This window comes from Escherichia sp. 93.1518, from assembly GCF_013368915.2.
In the GTDB taxonomy this organism is placed as follows: Bacteria; Pseudomonadota; Gammaproteobacteria; order Enterobacterales; family Enterobacteriaceae; genus Escherichia; species Escherichia ruysiae.
The window spans coordinates 23,490-46,618 of sequence record NZ_JABWMT020000015.1 but is presented as its reverse complement, the minus strand read 5'-3'; the positions used below and the strand labels follow the sequence as shown (position 1 = coordinate 46,618).

The following is a 23,129-nucleotide window of genomic DNA, read 5'->3' as shown; positions in this document are numbered from 1 at the left end:
CGCTGATGTCAGTATCGGAAATTTCATTAATTCAGATGTAACTAGCGTCACTATATCTGGAAGCGGTTATCAAAAAAAGATCAATATTGCACCTCTGAACATGTGTATCTTACGGAAATAGCGATTGTTACGGCTATTCCCGGTAATTAATTTCGACATTTGTGCTATCGGATTCAGGCCCTGACCGGATTCTATTGTTTCTTTGCGCCAGCCTTCAGAAGTCGGAAGAATGGCTTTAATTCGAGCGCAAATGTACTTGTCACGAGGGATAACATGAAAATGTTTAAGCCCTGCTTGTTGTTGAACGGTGATGGAAATTTTCATGTTGTGTAGCATGATCCTCCAACAGGGTAAAATCGAGCCTCTTCAATGATCACGTATATGGATACAAAATATGTGACTGACCTCAAAAACTGAAAAAATTAATAAAAGTAATTATTTTTTTATTGGGGCTGTTGTAACCCGTTAATGCTGAAATAATGGCTTCGTTCTATTTTGAGATATAAAAATGGGAAAGAAATGGAACATGACATTTGTATTTTTGAGTCAGTTTTGACTCATATGCCCTGTATTGTAACTTAAACTCACTTGCTTCACTATCTTCAAAACCAATGAAGCAAGGGCTTTTGCAATACTCATCAGAGAGTAGCAACTGGCATTGCTGTTTTAAATAACTCTATGAACTGGAAGGTGATATATGCTTTCTCTATTGAAACCTAAAGTGGCAACACATCAGGTTCCTGAAAGTGAAATAAAGAATACCTATAATCGTTATCGTATGCAGGCGCTATTTAGCGTGTTTATCGGTTATCTTTCGTATTATATTGTCAGGAATAACTTTGTTCTCTCCACACCTTATTTAAAGCAAGATCTTAATCTGTCTGCGACTCAAATAGGTCTACTTAGCAGTTGTATGCTGATCGCCTACGGTATTAGTAAAGGGGTAATGAGTAGTCTGGCAGATAAAGCGAACCCTAAAGTTTATATGGCTGTGGGGTTGGTTCTTTGTGCTCTCGTTAACGTGGCGCTTGGTTTTAGTTTTGCGTTCTGGATGTTTGCGGGACTTGTTATTTTAAATGGTCTCTTTCAAGGGATGGGGGTTGGTCCTTCGTTTATTACAATAGCCAACTGGTTCCCTCGTAAAGAACGAGGCATCGTCGGTGCGGTCTGGAATATTTCACACAATGTTGGGGGCGGTATTGTTGCTCCGATTGTTGGTGGTGCATTTGCTGTGCTGGGTACTGAACACTGGAAAATAGCAACATATGTTGTTCCAGCGATTGTCTCTGTTGTCATTGCTATCGTGGTACTGATGTCAGGTAAAGGTTCGCCCGTAAGTGAAGGTTTGCCGCCATTAAGCGAAATCGTCCCGGACGACATTAGCATTAAAGCAAAAGATGAGCGTGCGCCGGAAGATATGACTGCCTGGCAAATTTTTTGTACCTATGTGCTAAAAAACAAGAATGCATGGTTCGTCTCTTTCGTTGATGTTTTTGTCTATATGGTGCGTTTCGGAATTATCAGTTGGTTGCCTATTTACCTGTTAAGTGTGAAACATTTTACGAAGACTGAAATGAGCACGGCATTTTTAATCTTCGAATGGGCGGCGATTCCAACTACGTTATTTGCTGGCTGGTTGAGTGATAAATTATTTCATGGTCGCCGTATGCCACCCGCTATTATCAGTATGGTATTGATTTTCTTCTGCCTGCTGGGCTACTGGAAAAGTGACTCTCTGCTCTCTATTACCATTTTTGCTGCCTGCGTAGGCTGCCTTATTTATGTTCCGCAGTTCCTGGCTTCTGTTCAGACAATGGAAATTGTCCCCAGTTTTGCCGTGGGTTCTGCAGTCGGTTTGCGTGGTTTTATGAGCTATATTCTTGGCGCAACGCTTGGAACAAGTCTGTTTGGTGTTATGGTCGATCAGGTTGGTTGGGATGGCGGTTTTTATCTTCTGCTTGCTGGTGTTATCTGCTGCATTATTTTCTGTACGTTAACGCACTTTGGCGCGATCGCCATGGAACGACAGCGTCAAAATGACGTTGCTGAATTTTCGCAAGAGCTTCAGACCAGCAAAAGTTAGGTTTTAGGGGGCCAGTTATGATGCGATTGGCCCATTACCATGAAAACAGCGACCATTCTTTAGCAACGGTAGTGAGTTGCGGCGCATCGAAAACGGCTTGCGGTGAGACGACTGTTTCTTCAAGCGGGATATTTTTGCCGTAGCGTTCTTTGAGCTTTGCCTGAACCAGCGGGTTACTAAGATCGAACTCTTTTAGTTTTTGCTGCTCACCCACGCGCATTCCCAGCGCGTTCTGATAAACCTTCCACACCACTTCCGAACAGTACTGGCGATCGTCGCTCCACGAAAAACTGAAGTCATACGGTTTACCCAGATAACGTTTTGCCGTTTGCGCCAGTTTTTGCTGTTGTTCGGTTGTTAACCCACCTTCAACGCGGCGAACAATATATTTGCTATCTTCACCGTGGGCGATCCACTGCTTGAGCGGGGTGTATTTCACCGGGCCGACCGCTTCAAAGACGTAGGGCTTGTTGTTGCGCATCACCAACATACCGGTGTGGCTGTAATCGGAATCGGTCGCCAGTTGGATTGCTTTACTTTGCGATGAGCGAGAAATTTGAAAGATGATGTCGCCGGTTTGCGGTTGCCAGGCAAGGGCAGGCACAGAAACCAGCAGGCCGGGGAGCAGAAGCCTGTTTTTCATAGTTAAACGTCCATGTATAAAAAGCGGTGGGTTAGAGCAGAGCCGCTGACAACGTGCTCGTTGTTTATGCCGGATGCGGCGTGAACGCCTTATCCGGCCTACAAGTTCGTGCAAATTCAATAAATTGCAATATGACGTAGGCCTGATAAGCGTAGCGCATCAGGCGATTCCACTCTCCGCGCCGCTCTTTTCCGCTTTAGTATTCCCACGTCTCCGGGTTAATTCCCATCTCACGCATGATCTCTTTTGCCGCCTCCGGGATTTCGTCGCTGCGCTCTTTACGCAGATCGGCATCATCCGGCAGAGGTTGCCCGGTAAAGGCATGCAGAAACGCTTCGCACAGCAGCTCGCTGTTAGTAGCGTGACGCAGGTTGTTCACCTGACGACGCGTGCGTTCATCGGTGAGGATTTTTAACACCTTAAGAGGAATGGAAACCGTAATCTTTTTGACTTGTTCACTCTTCTTACCGTGCTCAGCGTATGGGCTGATATATTCGCCGCTCCATTCAGCCATGAGATACTTAATCCTCTTCGTCAATAAATTGAGACCAGACCACACAGTTTATAAGGGCACTGGTCATAAACCCGCATAGTTTACCGCACAGGCGCTACCGTGACATCGTGTAATGCGCCTGCCAGTGTGATAATGCATATAATTTTAACGGCAATTTCGGATTTGCTCAATCTATACGCAAAGAAGTTTAGATGTCCAGATGTATTGACGTCCATTAACACAATGTTTACTCTGGTGCCTGACATTTCACCAACAAAGCCCAGGAAACTTCATCACATGACGCGTAAACAGGCCACCATCGCAGTGCGTAGCGGGTTAAATGACGACGAACAGTATGGTTGCGTTGTCCCGCCTATCCATCTTTCCAGCACCTATAACTTTACCGGATTTAACGAACCACGCGCGCATGATTACTCGCGTCGCGGCAACCCAACGCGCGATGTGGTCCAGCGTGCGCTGGCAGAACTGGAAGGCGGTGCAGGTGCGGTGCTAACCAATACCGGCATGTCAGCTATTCACCTGGTCACGACCGTCTTTTTGAAACCCGGCGATCTGCTGGTTGCGCCGCACGACTGCTACGGCGGCAGCTATCGCCTGTTCGATAGCCTGGCAAAACGCGGTTGCTATCGCGTGTTGTTTGTTGATCAGGGTGATGAGCAGGCATTACGGGCGGCACTGGCAGAAAAACCTAAACTGGTGCTGGTAGAAAGCCCAAGTAATCCATTGTTACGCGTCGTGGATATTGCGAAAATCTGCCATCTGGCAAGGGAAGTCGGGGCGGTGAGCGTGGTGGATAACACCTTCTTAAGCCCGGCATTACAAAATCCACTGGCATTAGGTGCCGATCTGGTGTTGCATTCATGTACGAAATATCTGAACGGTCACTCTGATGTGGTGGCGGGCGTGGTGATTGCTAAAGATCCAGACGTGGTTACCGAACTGGCCTGGTGGGCAAACAATATTGGCGTAACGGGCGGCGCGTTTGACAGCTATCTGCTGCTGCGCGGTCTGCGTACTCTGGTGCCGCGTATGGAGCTGGCTCAGCGCAACGCGCAGGCGATTGTGAAATATCTGCAAACCCAGCCGTTGGTGAAAAAACTTTATCACCCATCGCTGCCGGAAAATCAGGGGCATGAAATTGCCGTGCGCCAGCAAAAAGGCTTTGGCGCAATGTTGAGCTTTGAACTGGATGGCGATGAGCAAACGCTGCGTCGTTTCCTGGGCGGGCTGTCGTTGTTTACGCTGGCGGAATCGTTAGGGGGAGTGGAAAGTTTAATCTCTCACGCCGCAACCATGACACATGCAGGCATGGCGTCAGAAGCGCGTGCTGCCGCCGGGATCTCCGAGACGCTGTTGCGTATCTCCACCGGTATTGAAGATGGCGAAGATTTAATTGCCGACCTGGAAAATGGCTTCCGGGCTGCAAACAAGGGGTAAAAATGAGTGTGATTGCGCAGGCAGGGGCGAAAGGTCGTCAACTGCATAAATTTGGTGGCAGTAGTCTGGCTGATGTGAAGTGTTATTTACGTGTCGCGGGCATTATGGCGGAGTACTCTCAGCCCGACGATATGATGGTGGTTTCCGCCGCCGGTAGCACCACTAACCAGTTGATTAACTGGTTGAAACTAAGCCAGACCGATCGTCTCTCTGCGCATCAGGTTCAACAAACGCTACGTCGTTATCAATGCGATCTGATTATCGGCCTGTTACCTGCCGAAGAAGCCGATAGCCTCATTAGCGCCTTTGTCAGCGATCTTGAACGCCTGGCGGCGCTGCTCGACAGCGGTATTAACGACGCGGTGTATGCGGAAGTGGTGGGCCACGGCGAAGTGTGGTCGGCGCGCCTGATGTCTGCGGTGCTTAACCAACAAGGACTGCCTGCGGCCTGGCTTGATGCCCGCGAGTTTTTACGTGCTGAACGCGCTGCGCAACCGCAGGTTGATGAAGGCCTTTCGTACCCGCTGCTGCAACAACTGCTGGTGCAGCATCCGGGCAAACGTCTGGTAGTGACCGGGTTTATCAGCCGTAACAACGCCGGTGAAACGGTGCTGCTGGGGCGTAACGGTTCCGACTATTCCGCCACCCAAATCGGTGCGCTGGCAGGCGTTTCCCGCGTAACTATCTGGAGCGACGTCGCCGGGGTATATAGCGCCGACCCGCGTAAAGTGAAAGATGCCTGCCTGCTGCCATTGCTGCGTCTTGATGAGGCCAGCGAACTGGCGCGTCTGGCGGCACCTGTCCTCCACGCCCGTACTTTACAGCCTGTATCCGGTAGTGAAATCGACTTGCAACTGCGCTGTAGCTACACGCCGGATCAAGGCTCTACACGCATTGAACGCGTGCTGGCTTCCGGTACAGGAGCGCGTATTGTCACCAGTCACGATGATGTCTGTTTGATTGAGTTTCAGGTGCCCGCCAGCCAGGACTTCAAACTGGCGCATAAAGAAATCGACCAGATCCTGAAACGCGCGCAGGTGCGTCCACTGGCGGTTGGCGTGCATAACGATCGCCAGTTGCTGCAATTTTGCTACACCTCGGAAGTGGCGGACAGTGCCCTGAAAATTCTCGACGAAGCGGGATTACCTGGCGAGCTGCGTCTGCGCCAGGGGCTGGCGCTGGTGGCGATGGTCGGGGCGGGCGTCACCCGTAACCCGCTGCATTGCCACCGTTTCTGGCAGCAACTGAAAGGCCAGCCGGTCGAATTTACCTGGCAGTCCGATGACGGTATCAGCCTGGTGGCAGTACTGCGTACCGGCCCGACCGAAAGCCTGATCCAGGGGCTGCATCAGTCCGTCTTCCGCGCGGAAAAACGCATTGGCCTGGTCCTGTTCGGCAAGGGCAATATCGGTTCCCGCTGGCTGGAACTGTTCGCTCGTGAGCAGAGTACGCTTTCGGCGCGTACCGGATTTGAATTTGTGCTGGCAGGCGTGGTGGACAGCCGCCGCAGCCTGTTGAGTTATGACGGGCTGGACGCCAGCCGCGCGTTAGCGTTCTTCAACGATGAAGCCGTCGAGCAGGATGAAGAGTCGTTGTTCCTGTGGATGCGTGCTCATCCGTATGATGATCTAGTGGTGCTGGACGTGACCGCCAGCCAGCAGCTTGCCGATCAATATCTCGATTTCGCCAGCCACGGTTTCCACGTTATCAGCGCCAACAAACTGGCGGGAGCGAGCGACAGCAATAAATATCGCCAGATCCACGACGCGTTCGAAAAAACCGGGCGTCACTGGCTGTATAACGCCACCGTCGGCGCAGGCTTGCCGATCAACCATACCGTGCGCGATCTGATCGACAGCGGCGATACCATTTTATCGATCAGCGGGATCTTCTCCGGCACGCTCTCCTGGCTGTTCCTGCAATTTGACGGTAGCGTGCCGTTTACCGAGCTGGTGGATCAGGCGTGGCAGCAAGGGTTAACTGAACCTGACCCGCGTGATGACCTTTCCGGCAAAGACGTGATGCGCAAACTGGTGATTCTGGCGCGTGAAGCGGGTTACAACATCGAACCGGATCAAGTGCGCGTGGAATCGCTGGTGCCTGTCCATTGCGAAGGCGGCAGCATCGACCATTTCTTTGAAAATGGCGATGAGCTGAACGAACAAATGGTACAACGGCTGGAAGCGGCCCGCGAAATGGGGCTGGTGCTGCGCTACGTGGCGCGTTTCGATGCCAACGGCAAAGCGCGTGTGGGCGTGGAAGCGGTGCGTGAAGATCATCCGCTGGCATCACTGCTACCGTGCGATAACGTCTTTGCCATCGAAAGCCGCTGGTATCGCGATAACCCGCTGGTGATCCGTGGGCCAGGCGCAGGGCGCGATGTCACCGCTGGGGCGATTCAGTCGGATATTAATCGGCTGGCGCAGTTGTTGTAATTTCAGGAGCCCAATAAGGCATAATGCACATGCTTATTGGGCTTAACATAATTTACCTAATTATCCTTGCGTTGTAAGCCGGATAAGGCGTTCACGCTGCATCCGGCAAGAAGCAATAAATCCGTCTGCCAGGTTTCTTGTAATTCCCATCCTGAATCTTTTTCATCTTCCCTGATTTTTCCTCACCATCATTGGTCATTTTTCGGTTGACGCCCTTCGGCTTTTCCTTCATCTTTACATCTGGACGTCTAAATGGATAGATGTTCACAACACAACATATAACGATAAGCGATTGATGAGGTAAGGTATGAGCTTTTTTCACGCCAGCCAGCGGGATGCCCTGAATCAGAGCCTGGCAGAAGTCCAGGGGCAGATTAACGTTTCGTTCGAGTTTTTCCCGCCGCGTACCAGTGAAATGGAGCAGACCCTGTGGAACTCCATTGATCGCCTTAGCAGCCTGAAACCGAAGTTTGTCTCGGTGACCTATGGCGCGAACTCTGGCGAGCGCGACCGTACACACAGCATTATTAAAGGCATTAAAGATCGCACTGGTCTCGAAGCTGCGCCGCATCTCACCTGCATTGATGCGACTCCCGATGAGCTGCGCACCATCGCTCGTGACTACTGGAATAACGGCATTCGCCATATTGTGGCGCTGCGTGGCGACCTGCCGCCGGGAAGCGGTAAGCCGGAAATGTATGCCTCTGACCTGGTGACGCTGTTAAAAGAAGTCGCTGATTTCGATATCTCCGTGGCGGCGTATCCGGAAGTTCACCCGGAAGCGAAAAGTGCCCAGGCAGATTTGCTTAACCTGAGACGTAAAGTCGATGCCGGTGCCAACCGTGCGATTACTCAGTTCTTCTTCGATGTCGAAAGCTACCTGCGTTTTCGCGATCGCTGCGTCTCGGCGGGTATCGATGTGGAAATTATTCCGGGCATTTTGCCGGTCTCTAACTTTAAACAGGCGAAGAAATTTGCCGACATGACTAACGTGCGTATTCCGGCGTGGATGGCGCAAATGTTTGACGGTCTGGATGACGATGCTGAAACCCGCAAGCTGGTGGGTGCGAATATCGCCATGGACATGGTGAAGATTTTAAGCCGGGAAGGGGTTAAAGATTTCCACTTCTATACGCTTAACCGCGCTGAAATGAGTTACGCGATTTGTCATACGCTGGGTGTTCGACCTGGTTTATAAATATTGTGGCTTTTGTGAAAATCACACAGTGATCACAAATTTTAAACAGAGCACAAAATGCTGCCTCGAAATGAGAGAGGGAAAATAAGGTAGTCAGCCTTGTTTTCTCCCTCCTCCCTTGAAGGATGCGAAGCTAGAACCCTTTTTTATAAAGTATTTGTCCTAAATCGGACATAATCAAAAAGGCTTAATTACGATCAATTTGATCTACATCTCTTTAACCAACAATATGTAAGATCTCAACTATCGCATCCGTGGATTAATTCAATTATAACTTCTCTCTAACGCTGTGTATCGTAACGGTAACACTGTAGAGGGGAGCACATTGATGAGCACGTCAGACGATATCCATAACACGACAGCCACCGGCAAATGCCCGTTCCATCAGGGCGGTCATGACCAGAGCGCAGGTGGGGGCACAACCACTCGCGACTGGTGGCCAAATCAACTCCGTGTTGACCTGTTAAACCAACATTCTAATCGTTCTAACCCACTGGGTGAGGACTTTGACTACCGCAAAGAATTCAGCAAATTAGATTACTACGGCCTGAAAAAAGATCTGAAAGCCCTGCTGACAGAATCTCAGCCGTGGTGGCCTGCCGACTGGGGCAGCTATGCGGGCTTATTTATTCGTATGGCCTGGCACGGCGCGGGGACTTACCGTTCCATCGACGGACGCGGCGGCGCAGGTCGTGGTCAGCAACGTTTTGCACCGCTGAACTCCTGGCCGGATAACGTTAGCCTCGATAAAGCGCGTCGCCTGTTGTGGCCAATCAAACAGAAATATGGTCAGAAAATCTCCTGGGCAGACCTGTTTATCCTCGCGGGTAACGTGGCGCTGGAAAATTCCGGCTTCCGTACCTTCGGTTTTGGTGCCGGTCGTGAAGACGTCTGGGAACCGGATCTCGACGTTAACTGGGGTGATGAAAAAGCCTGGCTGACCCACCGTCATCCGGAAGCACTGGCGAAAGCACCGCTGGGCGCAACCGAGATGGGGCTGATTTACGTTAACCCGGAAGGCCCGGATCACAGCGGCGAACCGCTTTCTGCGGCGGCAGCTATCCGCGCGACCTTTGGCAACATGGGGATGAACGACGAAGAAACCGTGGCGCTGATCGCGGGTGGACACACGCTGGGTAAAACCCACGGTGCCGGTCCGACATCTAACGTTGGTCCTGACCCGGAAGCTGCACCGATTGAAGAACAAGGTTTAGGCTGGTCGAGCACTTACGGCAGCGGCGTTGGCGCAGATGCCATTACCTCTGGTCTGGAAGTAGTCTGGACGCAGACGCCGACCCAGTGGAGCAACTATTTCTTCGAAAACCTGTTCAAATATGAGTGGGTACAGACCCGCAGCCCGGCTGGCGCAATCCAGTTCGAAGCGGTAGACGCACCGGAAATTATCCCGGATCCGTTTGATCCGTCGAAGAAACGTAAGCCGACGATGCTGGTGACTGACCTGACGCTGCGTTTTGATCCGGAGTTCGAGAAGATCTCTCGTCGTTTCCTCAACGATCCGCAGGCGTTCAACGAAGCCTTTGCCCGTGCCTGGTTCAAACTGACGCACAGGGATATGGGGCCGAAATCTCGCTACATCGGGCCGGAAGTGCCGAAAGAAGATCTGATCTGGCAAGATCCGCTGCCGCAGCCGATCTACAACCCGACCGAACAAGACATTATCGATCTGAAATTTGCGATTGCGGATTCTGGTCTGTCTGTCAGTGAGCTGGTATCGGTGGCCTGGGCGTCTGCTTCTACTTTCCGTGGTGGCGACAAACGCGGTGGCGCCAACGGTGCGCGTCTGGCATTAGCACCACAGCGCGACTGGGATGTGAACGCTGCAGCCGTTCGTGCTCTGCCAGTTCTGGAGAAAATCCAGAAAGAGTCTGGCAAAGCTTCGCTGGCGGATATCATCGTGCTGGCAGGTGTGGTTGGCGTAGAGAAAGCCGCAAGCGCCGCAGGGTTGAGCATTCATGTACCATTTGCGCCGGGTCGCGTCGATGCGCGTCAGGATCAGACCGACATTGAGATGTTCGAGCTGCTGGAGCCGATTGCTGACGGCTTCCGTAACTACCGCGCTCGTCTGGATGTTTCCACCACCGAGTCACTGCTGATTGATAAAGCACAGCAACTGACGCTGACCGCGCCGGAAATGACTGCGCTGGTGGGTGGGATGCGCGTACTGGGTGCCAACTTTGATGGCAGCAAAAACGGCGTCTTTACTGACCGCGTGGGCGTATTGAGCAATGACTTCTTTGTGAACTTGCTGGATATGCGTTACGAGTGGAAAGCGACCGACGAATCGAAAGAACTTTTCGAAGGCCGTGACCGTGAAACCGGCGAAGTGAAATACACTGCCAGCCGTGCGGATCTGGTATTTGGTTCTAACTCTGTCCTGCGCGCGGTGGCAGAAGTTTACGCCAGCAGCGATGCCCACGAGAAGTTTGTTAAAGACTTCGTGGCGGCATGGGTGAAAGTCATGAACCTCGACCGTTTCGACCTGCTGTAATCTGATCTCCTTCAGCGACTGCCTTTCAGGCAGTCGCTGAAGTTTCTTTACCGGCGTATAGTGTCGCTAACAAAACTACTACACGCTGGATCTCTCATGCCTACTACGGGAAAGAGCAACCCACTGGCAATCAGTGGCCTGGTTGTGCTCACACTTATCTGGAGTTATAGCTGGATTTTCATGAAGCAAGTTACCAGCTACATCGGTGCCTTCGACTTTACCGCCTTACGCTGCATTTTCGGCGCTCTCGTTCTGTTCATCGTCCTTTTATTACGTGGTCGTGGGATGCGCCCGACGCCGTTTAAATACACTTTAGCCATTGCCCTGTTACAAACCTGCGGGATGGTAGGGCTGGCGCAATGGGCACTGGTCAGCGGCGGTGCGGGAAAAGTGGCTATCCTGAGTTATACCATGCCGTTCTGGGTGGTGATTCTCGCGGCGTTGTTTCTCGGTGAACGACTGCGACGCGGGCAATATTTCGCGATTCTGATTGCTGCCGTTGGTTTATTGCTGGTGTTGCAGCCGTGGCAACTCGATTTCTCCTCAATGAAAAGCGCCATCCTGGCAATCCTCTCCGGCGTCAGTTGGGGGGCGAGCGCGATTGTTGCTAAACGCCTTTATGCCCGCCATCCGCGCGTGGATTTATTGTCATTAACATCCTGGCAGATGCTTTATGCGGCGCTGGTGATGAGTGTGGTCGCTTTACTGGTGCCGCAACGTGAAATTGACTGGCAGCCCACCGTGTTCTGGGCGCTGGTATACAGTGCGATTCTGGCGACGGCGCTGGCCTGGAGCTTATGGTTGTTCGTGCTGAAAAACTTACCCGCCAGTATCGCCAGCTTAAGCACACTGGCGGTTCCCGTTTGCGGGGTACTCTTTTCCTGGTGGCTGCTCGGTGAGAATCCCGGCGCGGTTGAAGGTAGCGGTATTGTGCTGATTGTGCTGGCACTGGCGCTGGTGAGCCGTAAGAAAAAAGAAGCCATCAACGTAAAAAGGATCTGAAGCGTATCTTTACTGGGTGCTATCGCTTATTTAGCAAAATACCGGTAGTGCCCGACAATCCGCCAGCTAAACAGCACGTCTTCTTCCTGCGCGCCTGCACCAATGTTATGAATCACCAGCGGTGTGCCGTCGCGGGCAAAACCATCTGAAACCACGCCAATATGCGCCAGCCCGTTATCTAATCGCCAGGAGACAATATCGCCCGCTTGATAGTCACTGGCGTTTTTGCTGGTGGGGCGTGTTTTATCATGGCGGGTAAACCAGGTTTCCAGGTTCGGCACCCGACGGTGATCGATGTTGCTGTCAGGGCGTTTTAACTGCCACTTTTGTGGATAATCGGCAAAATTCTTCGCCATATCTTCGTGCACCAGCTTCTGCAAATCGACCTTCTGGCTGCGCAGGGCGCGGATCACTACATCGGAGCATACGCCGCGCTCCTGCGGGACATCGCCGCCAGGATAGGTAAGCTGCACATATGCCGGATCGTAAAACAGCGTACTGCCAATTTGCTGTCGGGCGCCATCCGCGATGGCAAGGTTGGTGTTGGCCTGAATTTGTACCACGGTTGGTGGAACAGCGGGAGATTTTAAGGAGTGGCTGGTAAAGGCTGTCAGAAGGCTGACCAGCGCCAGTGAAGCTTTCATCTGTTTCGTCCGTGAAAATAAGAGTCACAGATTCGACCTTCCGGGCTGACGATTGTTCTGTGGAGAAAGTGTCCAGAAGCGGATAAAAAACTCCCGAACAACGTGGGAGTTTCAGATTACTGGCACAGAGTGCCGGATGCGGCGTGAACGCCTTACCCGGCCTACAAAAGCACGCAAATTCAATATATTGCAGGGATTGCGTAGGCCTGATAAGCGTAGCGCATCAGGCAATTTTGCGTTCAAACTCCCGGACAAGCCGGGAGTTTGGCATAGGTTATTCCCACTCTTGCAGGAAACGCTGACCGTACTGGTCGGCTACCAGCAGTGCGGCGTAAACCTGATCTGGCGTTGCGCCGCCTGGCATGTTGTGAATAGTTTCACCTTCCGCACAAGATGCTTCCGCTACAATCCGCATTTTCGCCGGAATATCTTCTTTAATATCTAGTTGCGCCAGGGTAATTGGCAGACCAACGGCATGACACAGCGCCGCGACGGTTTCGATTTCCTCAACCGGCGCGTTTTCCAGCACCAGCTGTGTCAGCGTACCAAACGCCACTTTTTCGCCGTGATAATAGTGATGCGCGTCCGGGATAGCGGTCAGGCCGTTATGCACAGCGTGTGCCGCAGCCAGACCACCGCTTTCAAAGCCCACGCCGCTCAAATAGGTGTTCGCTTCAATCACGCGCTCCAGCGCCGGAGTTACCACATGCTGTTCGGCGGCGAGCATCGCTTTTTCGCCTTCTTCCAGCAGGGTGTTGTAGCACAGTTCAGCCAGCGCCAGCGCCGCCTGGGTGCACTTACCGCCCGCCATGGTGGTCGCGCCACTGCGAGAGCAGGCACGTGCTTCAAACCAGGTTGCCAGCGCATCGCCGATACCCGCCGCTAACAGGCGTGCAGGTGCGCCAGCGACGATTTTGGTGTCGACAATGACGCGTTCCGGGTTGTTCGGCAGCAGCAGATAGCGGTCAAACTCACCATCATCAGTGTAGATAACAGACAGTGCGCTACACGGTGCGTCGGTAGAGGCTATGGTCGGCGCGATTGCTACCGGAACACCCATAAAGTACGCCAGTGCTTTGGCGGTATCGAGGGTTTTGCCGCCGCCGATACCGAGAATTGCGCCACACTGAGCGGTTTCCGCAATGCCGCGCAGACGGTCGATCTCATTTTGCGAACATTCACCGCCAAACGGCGCAATTTCTACTACCAGTCCAGCATCTTTAAAGCTTTTCTCGACAGTGGATTGAGCAAAGCCTAAAACAAATTTGTCACCCACCACTAACCAGCGTTCCGCCAGCGGCTTCAGGTATTCGCCCAGACGATTAATGACATCTGCGCCCTGGATGTATTTACCCGGTGATTGAATAATGCGGTCCATAATTGCTCCTTTAGAGATGAGTAGTGCCAAATGCGGCATTCCAGTCGTGTTCGAACTTCTCTATAGCTGACTCTACCGCAGGCGTGTTGAGCATTTGTTGCGCTACATCTAAGGGCAGGGTGATGGATTCACATCCTGCCAGCAAACAATCCAGCGCCTGACGCGGTGTTTTAAAGCTGGCAGCCAGCACCATGCTTTCTGGCGCGTGCATTTCCAGCAATGCTTGCAACTCCTGAACCGTGCGAATACCGTCACCGCCCTGGGCGTCTACGCGGTTAACATACGGAGCAACGTATTTGGCGCCTGCCAGCGCGGCTAATAACCCTTGTGCGGCGCTATATACAGCGGTGCCAAGCGTAGTAATACCTTCTTTTTTCAGTATTTTAATTGCTGCCAGACCTTCGGCGGTCACCGGGATTTTCACCACAATGCCCGGAATGGCGTCGCGCAGACGCTTCGCTTCTTCCACCATACCCTGCGCGTCACGGCTCATGGTCTGAGCAAACAGAATGCCCTCATCACCAATCGCTTTTTGCAGACGCGGCAGCACTTCCCAGATGGACTCCTTGCTGGCAGCGATAATGCTCGGGTTAGTTGTCACCCCGGCAATCGGGAATATGCGTGCCAGACGTTCAACTTCTGCGACGTTAGCGGTGTCCAGATACAGTTCCATGATGTTTCCTTTTAAAGTTCCAGTTCATGTTGCAGCAGGCTGGCGATAGCGTCGGCAGAGGCGGCGTTAACCAGCGCGTTACGGAATTCTTCGTGCATGATGCGGCGAGCGAGGCGCGAGAAAATACGCATGTGCTGATCGCCCGCAGCGTGTTTGTTCAGGGTTAACATAATGATGAATTGCGCTTCATCATCGCCCCAGCGTACCGGTGCTGCCAGACGCGCCACGCTGATGGTGGACTGCTCAATATGTTCCGATTTGCTGTGCGGAATAGCGAAACTAAAGCCCAGACCGGTAGAGAAAACGGCCTCGCGCGCCCACAAGTCGGCTTCCAGTTTACGCGGATAGCGGCAGCGGCCTGCCAGCAGCAGGTTATCGGTCATGCCTTTCAGCACTTCTTCTTTGCTGCGCCAGTCGCTTTCCAGCGTGATGCACTCAGCGGTGACCAGTGGTGCGTCCTGTTGTGTCATGCGGAATTGTGCCAGCAGGTGTTCCACTTCCAGCGAAGTACGGCAGGCCATCGCCTGGTTGAGTAACTGACGGCATTCACGGCTATCAAGTTGCGCCATCCGCGCTTTTGCTGCCGGAATTGACGGCGCGCTCATGCTGAGTTCATCTAGCCCTAAACCGACCAGCAGCGGCAGCACGGAACCTTTCGCCCCCAGTTCACCGCACAGACCGATCCATTTGCCCTGGCGATGCACCGCCTGCACGGCGTAATCGAGCGCCCGCAAGAATGCCGGATTCAGGCTGTTGTAGTGACGGGTGACTTTGGCGTTATCGCGATCCACTGCCAGCAGATATTGCGTCAGGTCATTACTACCAATACTAAAGAAATCAATCTCTTCGCAGCACTGATCGATGATGAACATCACCGACGGTACTTCCAGCATGATGCCGAGCTGGATCTTCTCATCAAACGGGATGTGTTCGCTACGCAGTTGCTGTTTAGCTTCTGCCAGTTTTTCTTTCACCCATAAGATCTCTTCCATTGAGGAGATCATCGGGATCATGATTTTCAGGCTGCCGTGAGCAGAGGCGCGCAGGATCGACCGTAGCTGCGTGGTAAACAGCGAGGCGTACTCTTCATAAATACGCACGGCGCGATAACCGAGGAACGGGTTAGCTTCTGCGGGAATGTTCAGATAATCAACGGGTTTGTCGCCGCCAATGTCCATGGTACGCACAATAATGCTGCGTCCGTTGGCGGACTCCAGCGCCTGACAAAAAATGTTGTACAGCTCGCTTTCGCCCGGTGCGCTGGTGCGGTCCATATAGAGCATTTCAGTGCGGAACAGGCCAACACCTTCCGCGCCATTGCCAAATGCGGCCTGCGCTTCCACGGAGTGGGCGATGTTAGCGGCAATTTCAATGCGGATACCGTCAGCGGTGCGGGCTTGCTGGGTCAGCCAGACACGTTGCTGCTCACGCAGGGCGTCCTGTACGCGGGCTTCTTGTTGATAATAACGCGCTACCGCGTCTGTCGGTTCGACCACAATCGCCCCGGCGTTGCCGTCGATATAAATCGTTTGTTGCTGCCACGGAGTGAGGGCATCAATATCCACACCAACCAGCGTCGGAATGTTGAACGAACGGGCAAGGATCACCGTATGTGAGGTGGTGCCGCCGCTTTTGAGCAACAATCCTTTGAGGTGATTTTTATCCAGTTCGAGGAACTGGCTGGGGGTCAGTTCATCAGCCATACAAATGGCGGGCTGCGTCAGTTTGCCCGGTGCCGGGAAGCGTTGCTCACCGTAGATTTGCTGGAGTAACTGGAAGCAGACGTCGCGTACGTCCAGGGCACGTTCTTGCAGGTAGCTGCTGCTGGAACGGGCGAACTCTTCGCAAAAGTGATTCGCACTGGCAACAATCGCTTCGGCGCAGCTTAATCCCTCGCTGACGCCCGCCAGTAGGTGTTGACGCAGCGAAGTGTCACCTGCCAGTGAGCGGTGTGCCTCCAGAATCGCGCTGGTGGCACCGTCGCTATCAAGCAGACGAAACTCAATGTTTTTCATCACCAGCGTCAGGCCGTTTTCCAGCGCGGATTGCTCGGCGTCAACGTCTTTGGCTGTGGGAAGATTACCCAGCGCGTTGAGATCTAAAGAAGAGATCGGCGTCAGAATGCCACCTGCGCTACCGCTGCACACGGTGCGGGCGCGGATAATTTGCGGATTCAGATTGGTCAGTGAAACCGGCAGTGGTTCCAGTTCGTCAGATTTTACTTCCGCCAGCGGTGCGTCGCAGTGGGGGAATTCATCGCGTAGCCATTGGCTTAAACGCTGGTGCGCTTCCTGTTCGTCGGCCCCGGAAATCAGTAACTGGCAGTTATCGCCCACCAGCGTATCGGTGCCAATCAGCGCAAGGGCGCTTTTGGCGTTGCCCTTGCGGTCAGTGCGCAGGTTATGCCACTCAATTTGTGATGAAAAAGTATTACACAGCGTTTCAACGTGGCTTGCCGGACGCGCATGTACGCCGTTAGGTAGCTCACAAATAAATTCCACAATCAGGGCCATTGCCTCTCTCCCGGTACGGTTTTCTGTTTACAGGATAAGAGCGCATGGCAACGGCCTGCCATGTGACAAAACTGCCAAAAGCTGGACAAATGTAATGTAACCGCTAATTTGCGACGCGTCTCACAAGACGCGCCACTCCGGCATGATTCCGAGTTAACGCAAGTTATGAGGCGGATCGCATTTTTGTACAGACATTACAAAAATCCAGTAAATGGCCTTTTTATCCACTGTTTGCCCTGCCTGTGATTGCCTATTGTTTCTGCCATCAAAAATATGGACATGGGCTTTACTAAGCCCGGGAGCGACTTATGAATGAGTTGGTGCAGATCCTGAAAAATACCCGTCAGCACTTAATGACGGGCGTTTCACACATGATTCCCTTCGTGGTATCGGGCGGTATTTTGCTGGCGGTTTCCGTCATGTTGTATGGCAAAGGCGCAGTGCCGGATGCCGTAGCCGATCCGAATCTGAAAAAACTGTTTGATATCGGCGTTGCGGGTTTGACGCTGATGGTGCCTTTCCTCGCGGCGTACATCGGTTACTCCATTGCTGAACGCTCTGCGCTGGCTCCGTGTGCTATCGGTGCCTGGGTCGGCAACAGTTTTGGCGCGGGCTTCTTTGGTGCGCTGATCGCCGGGATTATCGGCGGCATCGTGGTGCATTACCTGAAGAAAATTCCGGTGCATAAAGTTCTGCGTTCCGTCATGCCAATCTTCATCATCCCGATCGTCGGCACACTGATTACCGCTGGCGTCATGATGTGGGGGCTGGGCGAGCCAGTGGGTGCATTGACCAATAGTCTGACCCAGTGGCTTCAGGGGATGCAGCAGGGCAGCATTGTTATGCTGGCGGTGATCATGGGACTGATGCTGGCGTTCGATATGGGCGGTCCGGTTAACAAAGTGGCCTATGCGTTCATGCTGATTTGCGTTGCTCAGGGGGTTTATACCGTGGTGGCCATTGCCGCTGTGGGTATTTGTATCCCGCCGCTGGGTATGGGGCTGGCGACGCTGATTGGTCGTAAAAATTTCTCCGCTGAAGAGCGCGAAACCGGCAAAGCGGCGCTGGTGATGGGGTGCGTTGGCGTCACCGAAGGGGCGATTCCTTTCGCTGCTGCCGATCCGTTACGCGTGATCCCTTCCATCATGGTCGGTTCAGTTTGTGGCACGGTGACCGCAGCAATGGTCGGCGCGCAGTGCTATGCAGGTTGGGGTGGTCTGATTGTGCTGCCGGTGGTTGAAGGTAAGTTGGGTTATATCGCGGCAGTGGCTGTCGGGGCGGTTGTGACGGCAGTCTGCGTGAACGTACTGAAAAGTCTGGCGCGTAAAAATGGGTCTTCGACTGATGAGAAGGAAGACGACCTGGATCTGGATTTTGAAATTAATTAATTGAGGAACGAGCCATGACGAAAATTATTGCAGTAACCGCATGTCCTTCAGGTGTTGCCCATACCTATATGGCTGCAGAGGCGCTGGAAAGTGCCGCGAAAGCGAAAGGCTGGGAAGTGAAAGTAGAAACCCAGGGCTCGATCGGTCTGGAAAATGAACTGACTGCTGAAGACGTGGCGAGCGCCGATATGGTGATTCTGACCAAAGATATCGGCATCAAGTTTGAAGAGCGTTTTGCTGGCAAGACCATCGTGCGCGTCAACATCAGCGATGCAGTAAAACGCGCTGATGCCATCATGAGCAAAATTGAAGCTCACCTGGCGCAAACCGCTTAAGTTCTTATCCCGCCCGCAAGGGCGGGTTCGCTTTCCTACAGGAGTTCCTCATGACGAATCGTATCTCTCGCCTTAAAACTGCACTGTTTGCCAATACCCGTGAAATCTCGCTGGAGCGTGCGCTGCTTTATACCGCCAGCCATAAGCAAACCGAAGGCGAACCGGTGATTATTCGTCGGGCAAAAGCCACAGCGTATATCCTGGAACACGTTGAAATTTCGATTCGTGATGAAGAACTGATTGCCGGTAACCGCACCGTAAAACCTCGCGCCGGGATTATGTCGCCGGAAATGGACCCTTACTGGCTGCTGAAAGAGCTGGATCAATTCCCGACGCGACCGCAGGATCGCTTCGCCATTAGCGAAGAAGATAAACGTATCTACCGCGAAGAGTTGTTCCCGTACTGGGAAAAACGTTCGATGAAAGATTTCATCAACGGGCAGATGACGGATGAAGTAAAAGTCGCAACCAGCACGCAGATTTTCAGCATCAACCAGACGGATAAAGGCCAGGGGCACATCATTATTGATTACCCGCGCCTGCTGAATCACGGGCTGGGTGCACTGGTGGCGCAGATGCAGCAACATTGCCAGCAACAGCCGGATAATCACTTTTATCAGGCCGCGCTGTTACTGCTGGAAGCTTCACAAAAACACATTTTGCGTTATGCCGAACTGGCGGAAACGATGGCGGCAAACTGCACCGATGCCCAGCGTCGTGAAGAACTGCTGACTATTGCAGAGATCTCCCGTCATAACGCGCAACATAAGCCGCAGACGTTCTGGCAGGCGTGCCAGTTGTTCTGGTACATGAACATCATTCTGCAATACGAATCCAACGCCAGTTCGCTGTCGTTAGGGCGCTTTGACCAGTATATGTTGCCGTTCTATCAGGCATCATTAACCCAGGGCGAAGATCCGGCGTTCCTGAAAGAATTGCTCGAATCTTTATGGGTGAAGTGCAACGACATCGTGCTGTTACGCTCCACCAGCAGCGCGCGCTATTTTGCGGGATTCCCGACCGGCTATACCGCACTGCTCGGCGGTTTAACGGAAAACGGACGTAGCGCGGTGAACGTGCTTTCGTTCCTCTGCCTCGACGCCTATCAAAGCGTGCAATTACCGCAACCGAACCTTGGTGTGCGCACTAACGCCTTGATCGACACGCCGTTCCTGATGAAAACCGCAGAAACCATTCGCCTCGGCACTGGTATTCCACAAATCTTCAATGATGAAGTGGTGGTGCCAGCGTTCCTCAACCGAGGCGTTTCGCTGGAAGATGCGCGCGACTATTCCGTAGTGGGCTGCGTAGAGTTGTCTATTCCTGGCAGAACCTACGGCTTGCATGACATCGCAATGTTTAACCTGCTGAAAGTGATGGAAATCTGCCTGCATGAAAATGAAGGCAATGCTGCGCTGACTTATGACGGTTTACTGGAACAAATCCGCGCCAAGATCAGCCACTACATCACTCTGATGGTTGAAGGCAGCAATATTTGCGATATCGGCCATCGTGACTGGGCACCAGTGCCGCTGCTTTCGTCGTTTATCAGCGATTGTCTGGAAAAAGGCCGCGATATTACCGATGGCGGCGCGCGTTATAACTTCTCCGGCGTACAGGGGATCGGTATCGCTAACCTGAGCGATTCTCTCCATGCGTTGAAAGGGATGATTTTTGATCAACAGCGTTTAAGTTTTGACGAATTGCTGTCGGTATTAAAAGCCAACTTCGCAACGCCCGAAGGCGAAAAAATCCGCGCTCGCTTAATTAACCGCTTTGAGAAATACGGCAACGATATTGACGAGGTGGATAACATCAGCGCCGAACTGCTGCGCCATTACTGCAAAGAAGTGGAAAAATACCAGAACTCGCGCGGTGGCTACTTCACGCCGGGGTCGTATACCGTTTCTGCTCATGTCCCGTTGGGATCGGTGGTTGGCGCGACGCCAGACGGTCGTTTTGCCGGAGAGCAACTGGCAGACGGTGGCTTGTCGCCAATGCTGGGCCAGGACGCACAAGGGCCAACGGCGGTACTGAAGTCAGTCAGTAAGCTCGATAACACGCTGCTTTCTAACGGTACATTGCTGAACGTGAAATTCACTCCAGCGACCCTGGAAGGTGAAGCGGGATTACGCAAACTGGCCGACTTCTTACGGGCATTTACCCAGCTTAAGTTGCAGCATATTCAGTTTAACGTGGTGAATGCCGACACGTTGCGGGAAGCGCAACAACGCCCACAGGACTATGCCGGGCTGGTGGTGCGCGTTGCCGGATACAGCGCCTTCTTTGTCGAACTGTCGAAGGAGATCCAGGATGACATCATCCGCCGGACAGCGCATCAGCTGTAACGTTGTGGAAACGCGCCGCGATGACGTGGCGCGCATTTTCAACATTCAGCGTTATTCGCTGAATGACGGTGAAGGCATTCGCACGGTGGTCTTTTTTAAAGGCTGCCCGCATCTTTGCCCGTGGTGTGCTAATCCGGAGTCGATCTCCGGCAAAATCCAGACGGTACGCAGAGAGGCGAAATGTCTGCACTGCGCGAAATGTTTGCGTGATGCAGATGAATGCCCGTCTGGGGCGTTTGAACGGATTGGTCGCGATATCAGCCTTGACGCTCTGGAACGGGAAGTGATGAAAGATGACATTTTCTTTCGCACGTCTGGCGGTGGTGTCACGCTTTCTGGCGGCGAAGTGTTAATGCAGGCGGAATTTGCGACCCGTTTTTTACAGCGACTGCGGCTGTGGGGCGTCTCATGCGCTATCGAAACTGCCGGAGATGCGCCAGCCAGCAAGCTGCTACCGCTGGCGAAATTGTGCGATGAAGTGTTGTTCGATTTAAAAATTATGGACGCGACTCAGGCGCGGGATGTGGTGAAGATGAATCTGCCACGTGTGCTGGAGAACCTGCGTTTGCTGGTAAGCGAAGGTGTCAACGTGATCCCGCGTTTACCGCTGATCCCAGGTTTCACGCTCAGCCGGGAGAATATGCAGCAGGCGCTGGACGTGCTGATCCCGCTGAATATCAGGCAAATCCACCTGTTGCCGTTTCATCAGTACGGTGAACCGAAATACCGCCTGCTGGGGAAAACATGGTCGATGAAAGAGGTTTCTGCGCCGTCGTCAGCTGATGTGGCAACGATGCGCGAAATGGCAGAACGGGCCGGATTTCAGGTTACCGTGGGAGGTTAAAATGGCATACCTGGTGGCAGTAACCGCCTGCGTCAGTGGCGTGGCGCATACTTATATGGCGGCGGAACGGCTGGAAAAGTTGTGCCAGTTAGAGAAGTGGAGCGTCAGCATTGAAACTCAGGGCGCGCTGGGAACGGAGAATCGTTTAGCGGACGAGGATATCCGTCTGGCGGATGTTGCTCTGTTGATTACGGATATCGAGCTTGCCGGTGCCGAGCGATTTGAACATTGCCGCTATGTGCAATGCAGCATCTACGCATTCCTGCGTGAGCCGCAGCGGGTAATGAGCGCGGTGCGCAAAGTGCTTTCTGCGCCGCAGCAAACCCATCTTATTCTGGAGTAGTCGGTTTTTCTGTCAGTTGACTGTGATACTGCCGACGATACTCCGACGGCGAGCGTTCGGTGTTTTTACGAAACAGACGGCAGAAGTAGTTGCTGTCGACGAAGCCGCAGGCGTGCGCCACTTCTTTTACCTTCAGGTCATAGCCTTTCAACAACGTTTTTGCATGTTCCAGCCGTGTATGATTCAGGTATTCGTTAAAGCCCGTCGCACCCGTTTTTTGAAACAGGTGGGAGAGGTAATTGGGCGAAATATAGAATGCCTGCGCGACAGATTCACGGGTTAGCGCGGAGGCATAGCGTTCATCGATATAATCACGAATCGCTTCAAATAGTGCCTGGCTGCGTGAGGCGGTCTGGATTTGGCTGCCGAGCAAGTCGCGGCAGTGGCTAAGCAGACTCGCGACGATAAGCCTTGCCGTTTGCTGCTCCTGTGGCTGCATTTGCATTTCATTGAGCGTTTGCAACAAGAATGAACCAATGCGCGGGCCGCGTCGGGCGACGTGCTGCTTTGCCAGATTTTGGTATTGCTTTCCATCCCATTGCACGACGCTGAATCCGAGCTGCTGTTTGCCAAACAGCACGCTGAAGGTGGTGGCGGGTGTTTGCCATTGCGGGAAGTTCCAGCCGCCAGCGGGAACGTATAGTACATCGCCGGGAACTAACGTTGCGCCAGCACCGGTATCAACAAACTCACCTTCCAGCACAATTTCCAGCCGTGGAAAATCGACCCGATATGCGAGATCGGGAGCCGGACCGTTGGTGCAGGCAAAGTAAATCTGGCGCAGCGACAGCGGGCCGTTTATCAGGCGGGAGAGCAGATAGCTGACGTCGTGATACATGTTA

At 52.9% G+C, this 23,129-nt stretch carries 20 protein-coding genes; 11 read left to right on the top strand and 9 right to left on the bottom strand.

Annotated features, from left to right (window positions below; genetic code table 11):
• Positions 1–69: 69 nt before the first annotated feature.
• On the bottom strand, positions 70–324 hold the full coding sequence (locus HEN21_RS13010) for a hypothetical protein (protein ID WP_286135153.1): 255 nt from the start codon (positions 322–324) through the stop codon (positions 70–72).
• Positions 325–697: 373 nt separating this feature from the next.
• On the opposite strand from HEN21_RS13010, the gene pgtP reads away from it, so the two are divergent.
• Entirely contained in the window at positions 698–2,083 is a 1,386-nt protein-coding gene (gene pgtP, locus HEN21_RS13005; RefSeq protein WP_176252159.1) for a phosphoglycerate transporter PgtP, read from the top strand.
• Between the two features lie 34 nt (positions 2,084–2,117).
• Here the strand turns inward: pgtP and HEN21_RS13000 are convergent, their stop codons facing one another.
• Complete coding sequence (locus HEN21_RS13000) at positions 2,118–2,726, bottom strand: YiiX family permuted papain-like enzyme (RefSeq protein WP_176252158.1); 609 nt, start codon at positions 2,724–2,726, stop codon at positions 2,118–2,120.
• A gap of 196 nt (positions 2,727–2,922) precedes the next feature.
• Entirely contained in the window at positions 2,923–3,240 is a 318-nt protein-coding gene (gene metJ, locus HEN21_RS12995; protein ID WP_000852812.1) for a met regulon transcriptional regulator MetJ, read from the bottom strand.
• A 276-nt stretch (positions 3,241–3,516) separates the two neighbouring features.
• Between metJ and metB the strand changes: the two genes are divergently transcribed.
• Positions 3,517–4,677 (top strand): cystathionine gamma-synthase, encoded by a 1,161-nt coding sequence (gene metB / locus HEN21_RS12990; RefSeq protein WP_176252157.1) that lies wholly within the window; start codon positions 3,517–3,519, stop codon positions 4,675–4,677.
• A 2-nt stretch (positions 4,678–4,679) separates the two neighbouring features.
• Complete coding sequence (gene metL / locus HEN21_RS12985; RefSeq protein WP_176252156.1) at positions 4,680–7,112, top strand: bifunctional aspartate kinase/homoserine dehydrogenase II; 2,433 nt, start codon at positions 4,680–4,682, stop codon at positions 7,110–7,112.
• Between the two features lie 91 nt (positions 7,113–7,203).
• Here the strand turns inward: metL and HEN21_RS12980 are convergent, their stop codons facing one another.
• Positions 7,204–7,344 carry a hypothetical protein gene (locus tag HEN21_RS12980; RefSeq protein WP_000660583.1) on the bottom strand — a complete coding sequence of 47 codons (141 nt, stop codon included), beginning with the start codon at positions 7,342–7,344 and terminating at the stop codon, positions 7,204–7,206.
• A gap of 75 nt (positions 7,345–7,419) precedes the next feature.
• On the opposite strand from HEN21_RS12980, the gene metF reads away from it, so the two are divergent.
• From metF to yijE, 3 genes are all read left to right on the top strand, one after another.
• Entirely contained in the window at positions 7,420–8,310 is an 891-nt protein-coding gene (metF, locus tag HEN21_RS12975) for a methylenetetrahydrofolate reductase (RefSeq protein WP_000007526.1), read from the top strand.
• A gap of 328 nt (positions 8,311–8,638) precedes the next feature.
• Positions 8,639–10,819, top strand: a complete 2,181-nt coding sequence (katG, locus tag HEN21_RS12970) for a catalase/peroxidase HPI (RefSeq protein ID WP_176252155.1) — start codon at positions 8,639–8,641, stop codon at positions 10,817–10,819.
• 96 nt (positions 10,820–10,915) lie between these two features.
• Positions 10,916–11,821: a cystine transporter YijE gene (gene yijE, locus HEN21_RS12965; protein ID WP_176252154.1), complete on the top strand. Its 906-nt coding sequence runs from the start codon at positions 10,916–10,918 to the stop codon at positions 11,819–11,821.
• 26 nt (positions 11,822–11,847) lie between these two features.
• Here yijE and HEN21_RS12960 read toward each other — a convergent pair whose 3' ends face one another.
• From HEN21_RS12960 to ptsP, 4 genes are all read right to left on the bottom strand, one after another.
• A complete protein-coding gene (locus tag HEN21_RS12960; protein ID WP_176252153.1) occupies positions 11,848–12,465 on the bottom strand; it encodes a DUF1287 domain-containing protein in 618 nt (205 codons plus the stop codon).
• Between the two features lie 274 nt (positions 12,466–12,739).
• Positions 12,740–13,843 (bottom strand): bifunctional L-1,2-propanediol dehydrogenase/glycerol dehydrogenase, encoded by a 1,104-nt coding sequence (gldA, locus tag HEN21_RS12955; RefSeq protein ID WP_176252152.1) that lies wholly within the window; start codon positions 13,841–13,843, stop codon positions 12,740–12,742.
• A gap of 10 nt (positions 13,844–13,853) precedes the next feature.
• Positions 13,854–14,516 carry a fructose-6-phosphate aldolase gene (fsa, locus tag HEN21_RS12950; protein WP_000424833.1) on the bottom strand — a complete coding sequence of 221 codons (663 nt, stop codon included), beginning with the start codon at positions 14,514–14,516 and terminating at the stop codon, positions 13,854–13,856.
• Positions 14,517–14,527: 11 nt separating this feature from the next.
• Positions 14,528–17,029: a phosphoenolpyruvate--protein phosphotransferase gene (gene ptsP, locus HEN21_RS12945; RefSeq protein WP_176252151.1), complete on the bottom strand. Its 2,502-nt coding sequence runs from the start codon at positions 17,027–17,029 to the stop codon at positions 14,528–14,530.
• A 308-nt stretch (positions 17,030–17,337) separates the two neighbouring features.
• On the opposite strand from ptsP, the gene HEN21_RS12940 reads away from it, so the two are divergent.
• The 5 genes from HEN21_RS12940 to HEN21_RS12920 are packed head-to-tail and all read left to right on the top strand — an operon-like array spanning position 17,338 to position 22,287.
• Complete coding sequence (locus HEN21_RS12940; RefSeq protein ID WP_001004466.1) at positions 17,338–18,417, top strand: PTS fructose transporter subunit EIIC; 1,080 nt, start codon at positions 17,338–17,340, stop codon at positions 18,415–18,417.
• 14 nt (positions 18,418–18,431) lie between these two features.
• Positions 18,432–18,752: a PTS fructose-like transporter subunit IIB gene (locus tag HEN21_RS12935; protein ID WP_000161265.1), complete on the top strand. Its 321-nt coding sequence runs from the start codon at positions 18,432–18,434 to the stop codon at positions 18,750–18,752.
• A 50-nt stretch (positions 18,753–18,802) separates the two neighbouring features.
• Positions 18,803–21,100 (top strand): formate C-acetyltransferase, encoded by a 2,298-nt coding sequence (locus tag HEN21_RS12930; protein ID WP_176252150.1) that lies wholly within the window; start codon positions 18,803–18,805, stop codon positions 21,098–21,100.
• A complete protein-coding gene (locus HEN21_RS12925; protein WP_000204107.1) occupies positions 21,066–21,944 on the top strand; it encodes a [formate-C-acetyltransferase]-activating enzyme in 879 nt (292 codons plus the stop codon). Before HEN21_RS12930 ends, HEN21_RS12925 begins: the two co-directional genes overlap by 35 nt.
• A gap of 1 nt (position 21,945) precedes the next feature.
• Positions 21,946–22,287: a PTS fructose-like transporter subunit IIB gene (locus HEN21_RS12920; protein WP_176252149.1), complete on the top strand. Its 342-nt coding sequence runs from the start codon at positions 21,946–21,948 to the stop codon at positions 22,285–22,287.
• Here the strand turns inward: HEN21_RS12920 and HEN21_RS12915 are convergent.
• Entirely contained in the window at positions 22,274–23,125 is an 852-nt protein-coding gene (locus HEN21_RS12915) for an AraC family transcriptional regulator (RefSeq protein ID WP_000274606.1), read from the bottom strand. The two genes, HEN21_RS12920 and HEN21_RS12915, sit on opposite strands and share 14 nt — an antisense overlap.
• Positions 23,126–23,129: the final 4 nt, after the last annotated feature.

What these genes read in the sequence shown, in the direction of transcription:
- metJ (WP_000852812.1), bottom strand. Translation starts at nt 3,240, where the DNA reads ATGGCTGAATGGAGCGGCGAATATATCAGCCCATACGCTGAGCACGGT.
- yijE (WP_176252154.1), top strand. Translation starts at nt 10,916, where the DNA reads ATGCCTACTACGGGAAAGAGCAACCCACTGGCAATCAGTGGCCTGGTT.
- HEN21_RS12915 (WP_000274606.1), bottom strand. Translation starts at nt 23,125, where the DNA reads ATGTATCACGACGTCAGCTATCTGCTCTCCCGCCTGATAAACGGCCCG.
- HEN21_RS12960 (WP_176252153.1), bottom strand. Translation starts at nt 12,465, where the DNA reads ATGAAAGCTTCACTGGCGCTGGTCAGCCTTCTGACAGCCTTTACCAGC.
- fsa (WP_000424833.1), bottom strand. Translation starts at nt 14,516, where the DNA reads ATGGAACTGTATCTGGACACCGCTAACGTCGCAGAAGTTGAACGTCTG.
- HEN21_RS13000 (WP_176252158.1), bottom strand. Translation starts at nt 2,726, where the DNA reads ATGAAAAACAGGCTTCTGCTCCCCGGCCTGCTGGTTTCTGTGCCTGCC.
- HEN21_RS12980 (WP_000660583.1), bottom strand. Translation starts at nt 7,344, where the DNA reads ATGAAGGAAAAGCCGAAGGGCGTCAACCGAAAAATGACCAATGATGGT.
- metL (WP_176252156.1), top strand. Translation starts at nt 4,680, where the DNA reads ATGAGTGTGATTGCGCAGGCAGGGGCGAAAGGTCGTCAACTGCATAAA.
- HEN21_RS12920 (WP_176252149.1), top strand. Translation starts at nt 21,946, where the DNA reads ATGGCATACCTGGTGGCAGTAACCGCCTGCGTCAGTGGCGTGGCGCAT.
- metF (WP_000007526.1), top strand. Translation starts at nt 7,420, where the DNA reads ATGAGCTTTTTTCACGCCAGCCAGCGGGATGCCCTGAATCAGAGCCTG.
- pgtP (WP_176252159.1), top strand. Translation starts at nt 698, where the DNA reads ATGCTTTCTCTATTGAAACCTAAAGTGGCAACACATCAGGTTCCTGAA.
- katG (WP_176252155.1), top strand. Translation starts at nt 8,639, where the DNA reads ATGAGCACGTCAGACGATATCCATAACACGACAGCCACCGGCAAATGC.
- metB (WP_176252157.1), top strand. Translation starts at nt 3,517, where the DNA reads ATGACGCGTAAACAGGCCACCATCGCAGTGCGTAGCGGGTTAAATGAC.
- HEN21_RS12935 (WP_000161265.1), top strand. Translation starts at nt 18,432, where the DNA reads ATGACGAAAATTATTGCAGTAACCGCATGTCCTTCAGGTGTTGCCCAT.
- HEN21_RS12930 (WP_176252150.1), top strand. Translation starts at nt 18,803, where the DNA reads ATGACGAATCGTATCTCTCGCCTTAAAACTGCACTGTTTGCCAATACC.
- HEN21_RS13010 (WP_286135153.1), bottom strand. Translation starts at nt 324, where the DNA reads ATGAAAATTTCCATCACCGTTCAACAACAAGCAGGGCTTAAACATTTT.
- HEN21_RS12925 (WP_000204107.1), top strand. Translation starts at nt 21,066, where the DNA reads ATGACATCATCCGCCGGACAGCGCATCAGCTGTAACGTTGTGGAAACG.
- ptsP (WP_176252151.1), bottom strand. Translation starts at nt 17,029, where the DNA reads ATGGCCCTGATTGTGGAATTTATTTGTGAGCTACCTAACGGCGTACAT.
- HEN21_RS12940 (WP_001004466.1), top strand. Translation starts at nt 17,338, where the DNA reads ATGAATGAGTTGGTGCAGATCCTGAAAAATACCCGTCAGCACTTAATG.
- gldA (WP_176252152.1), bottom strand. Translation starts at nt 13,843, where the DNA reads ATGGACCGCATTATTCAATCACCGGGTAAATACATCCAGGGCGCAGAT.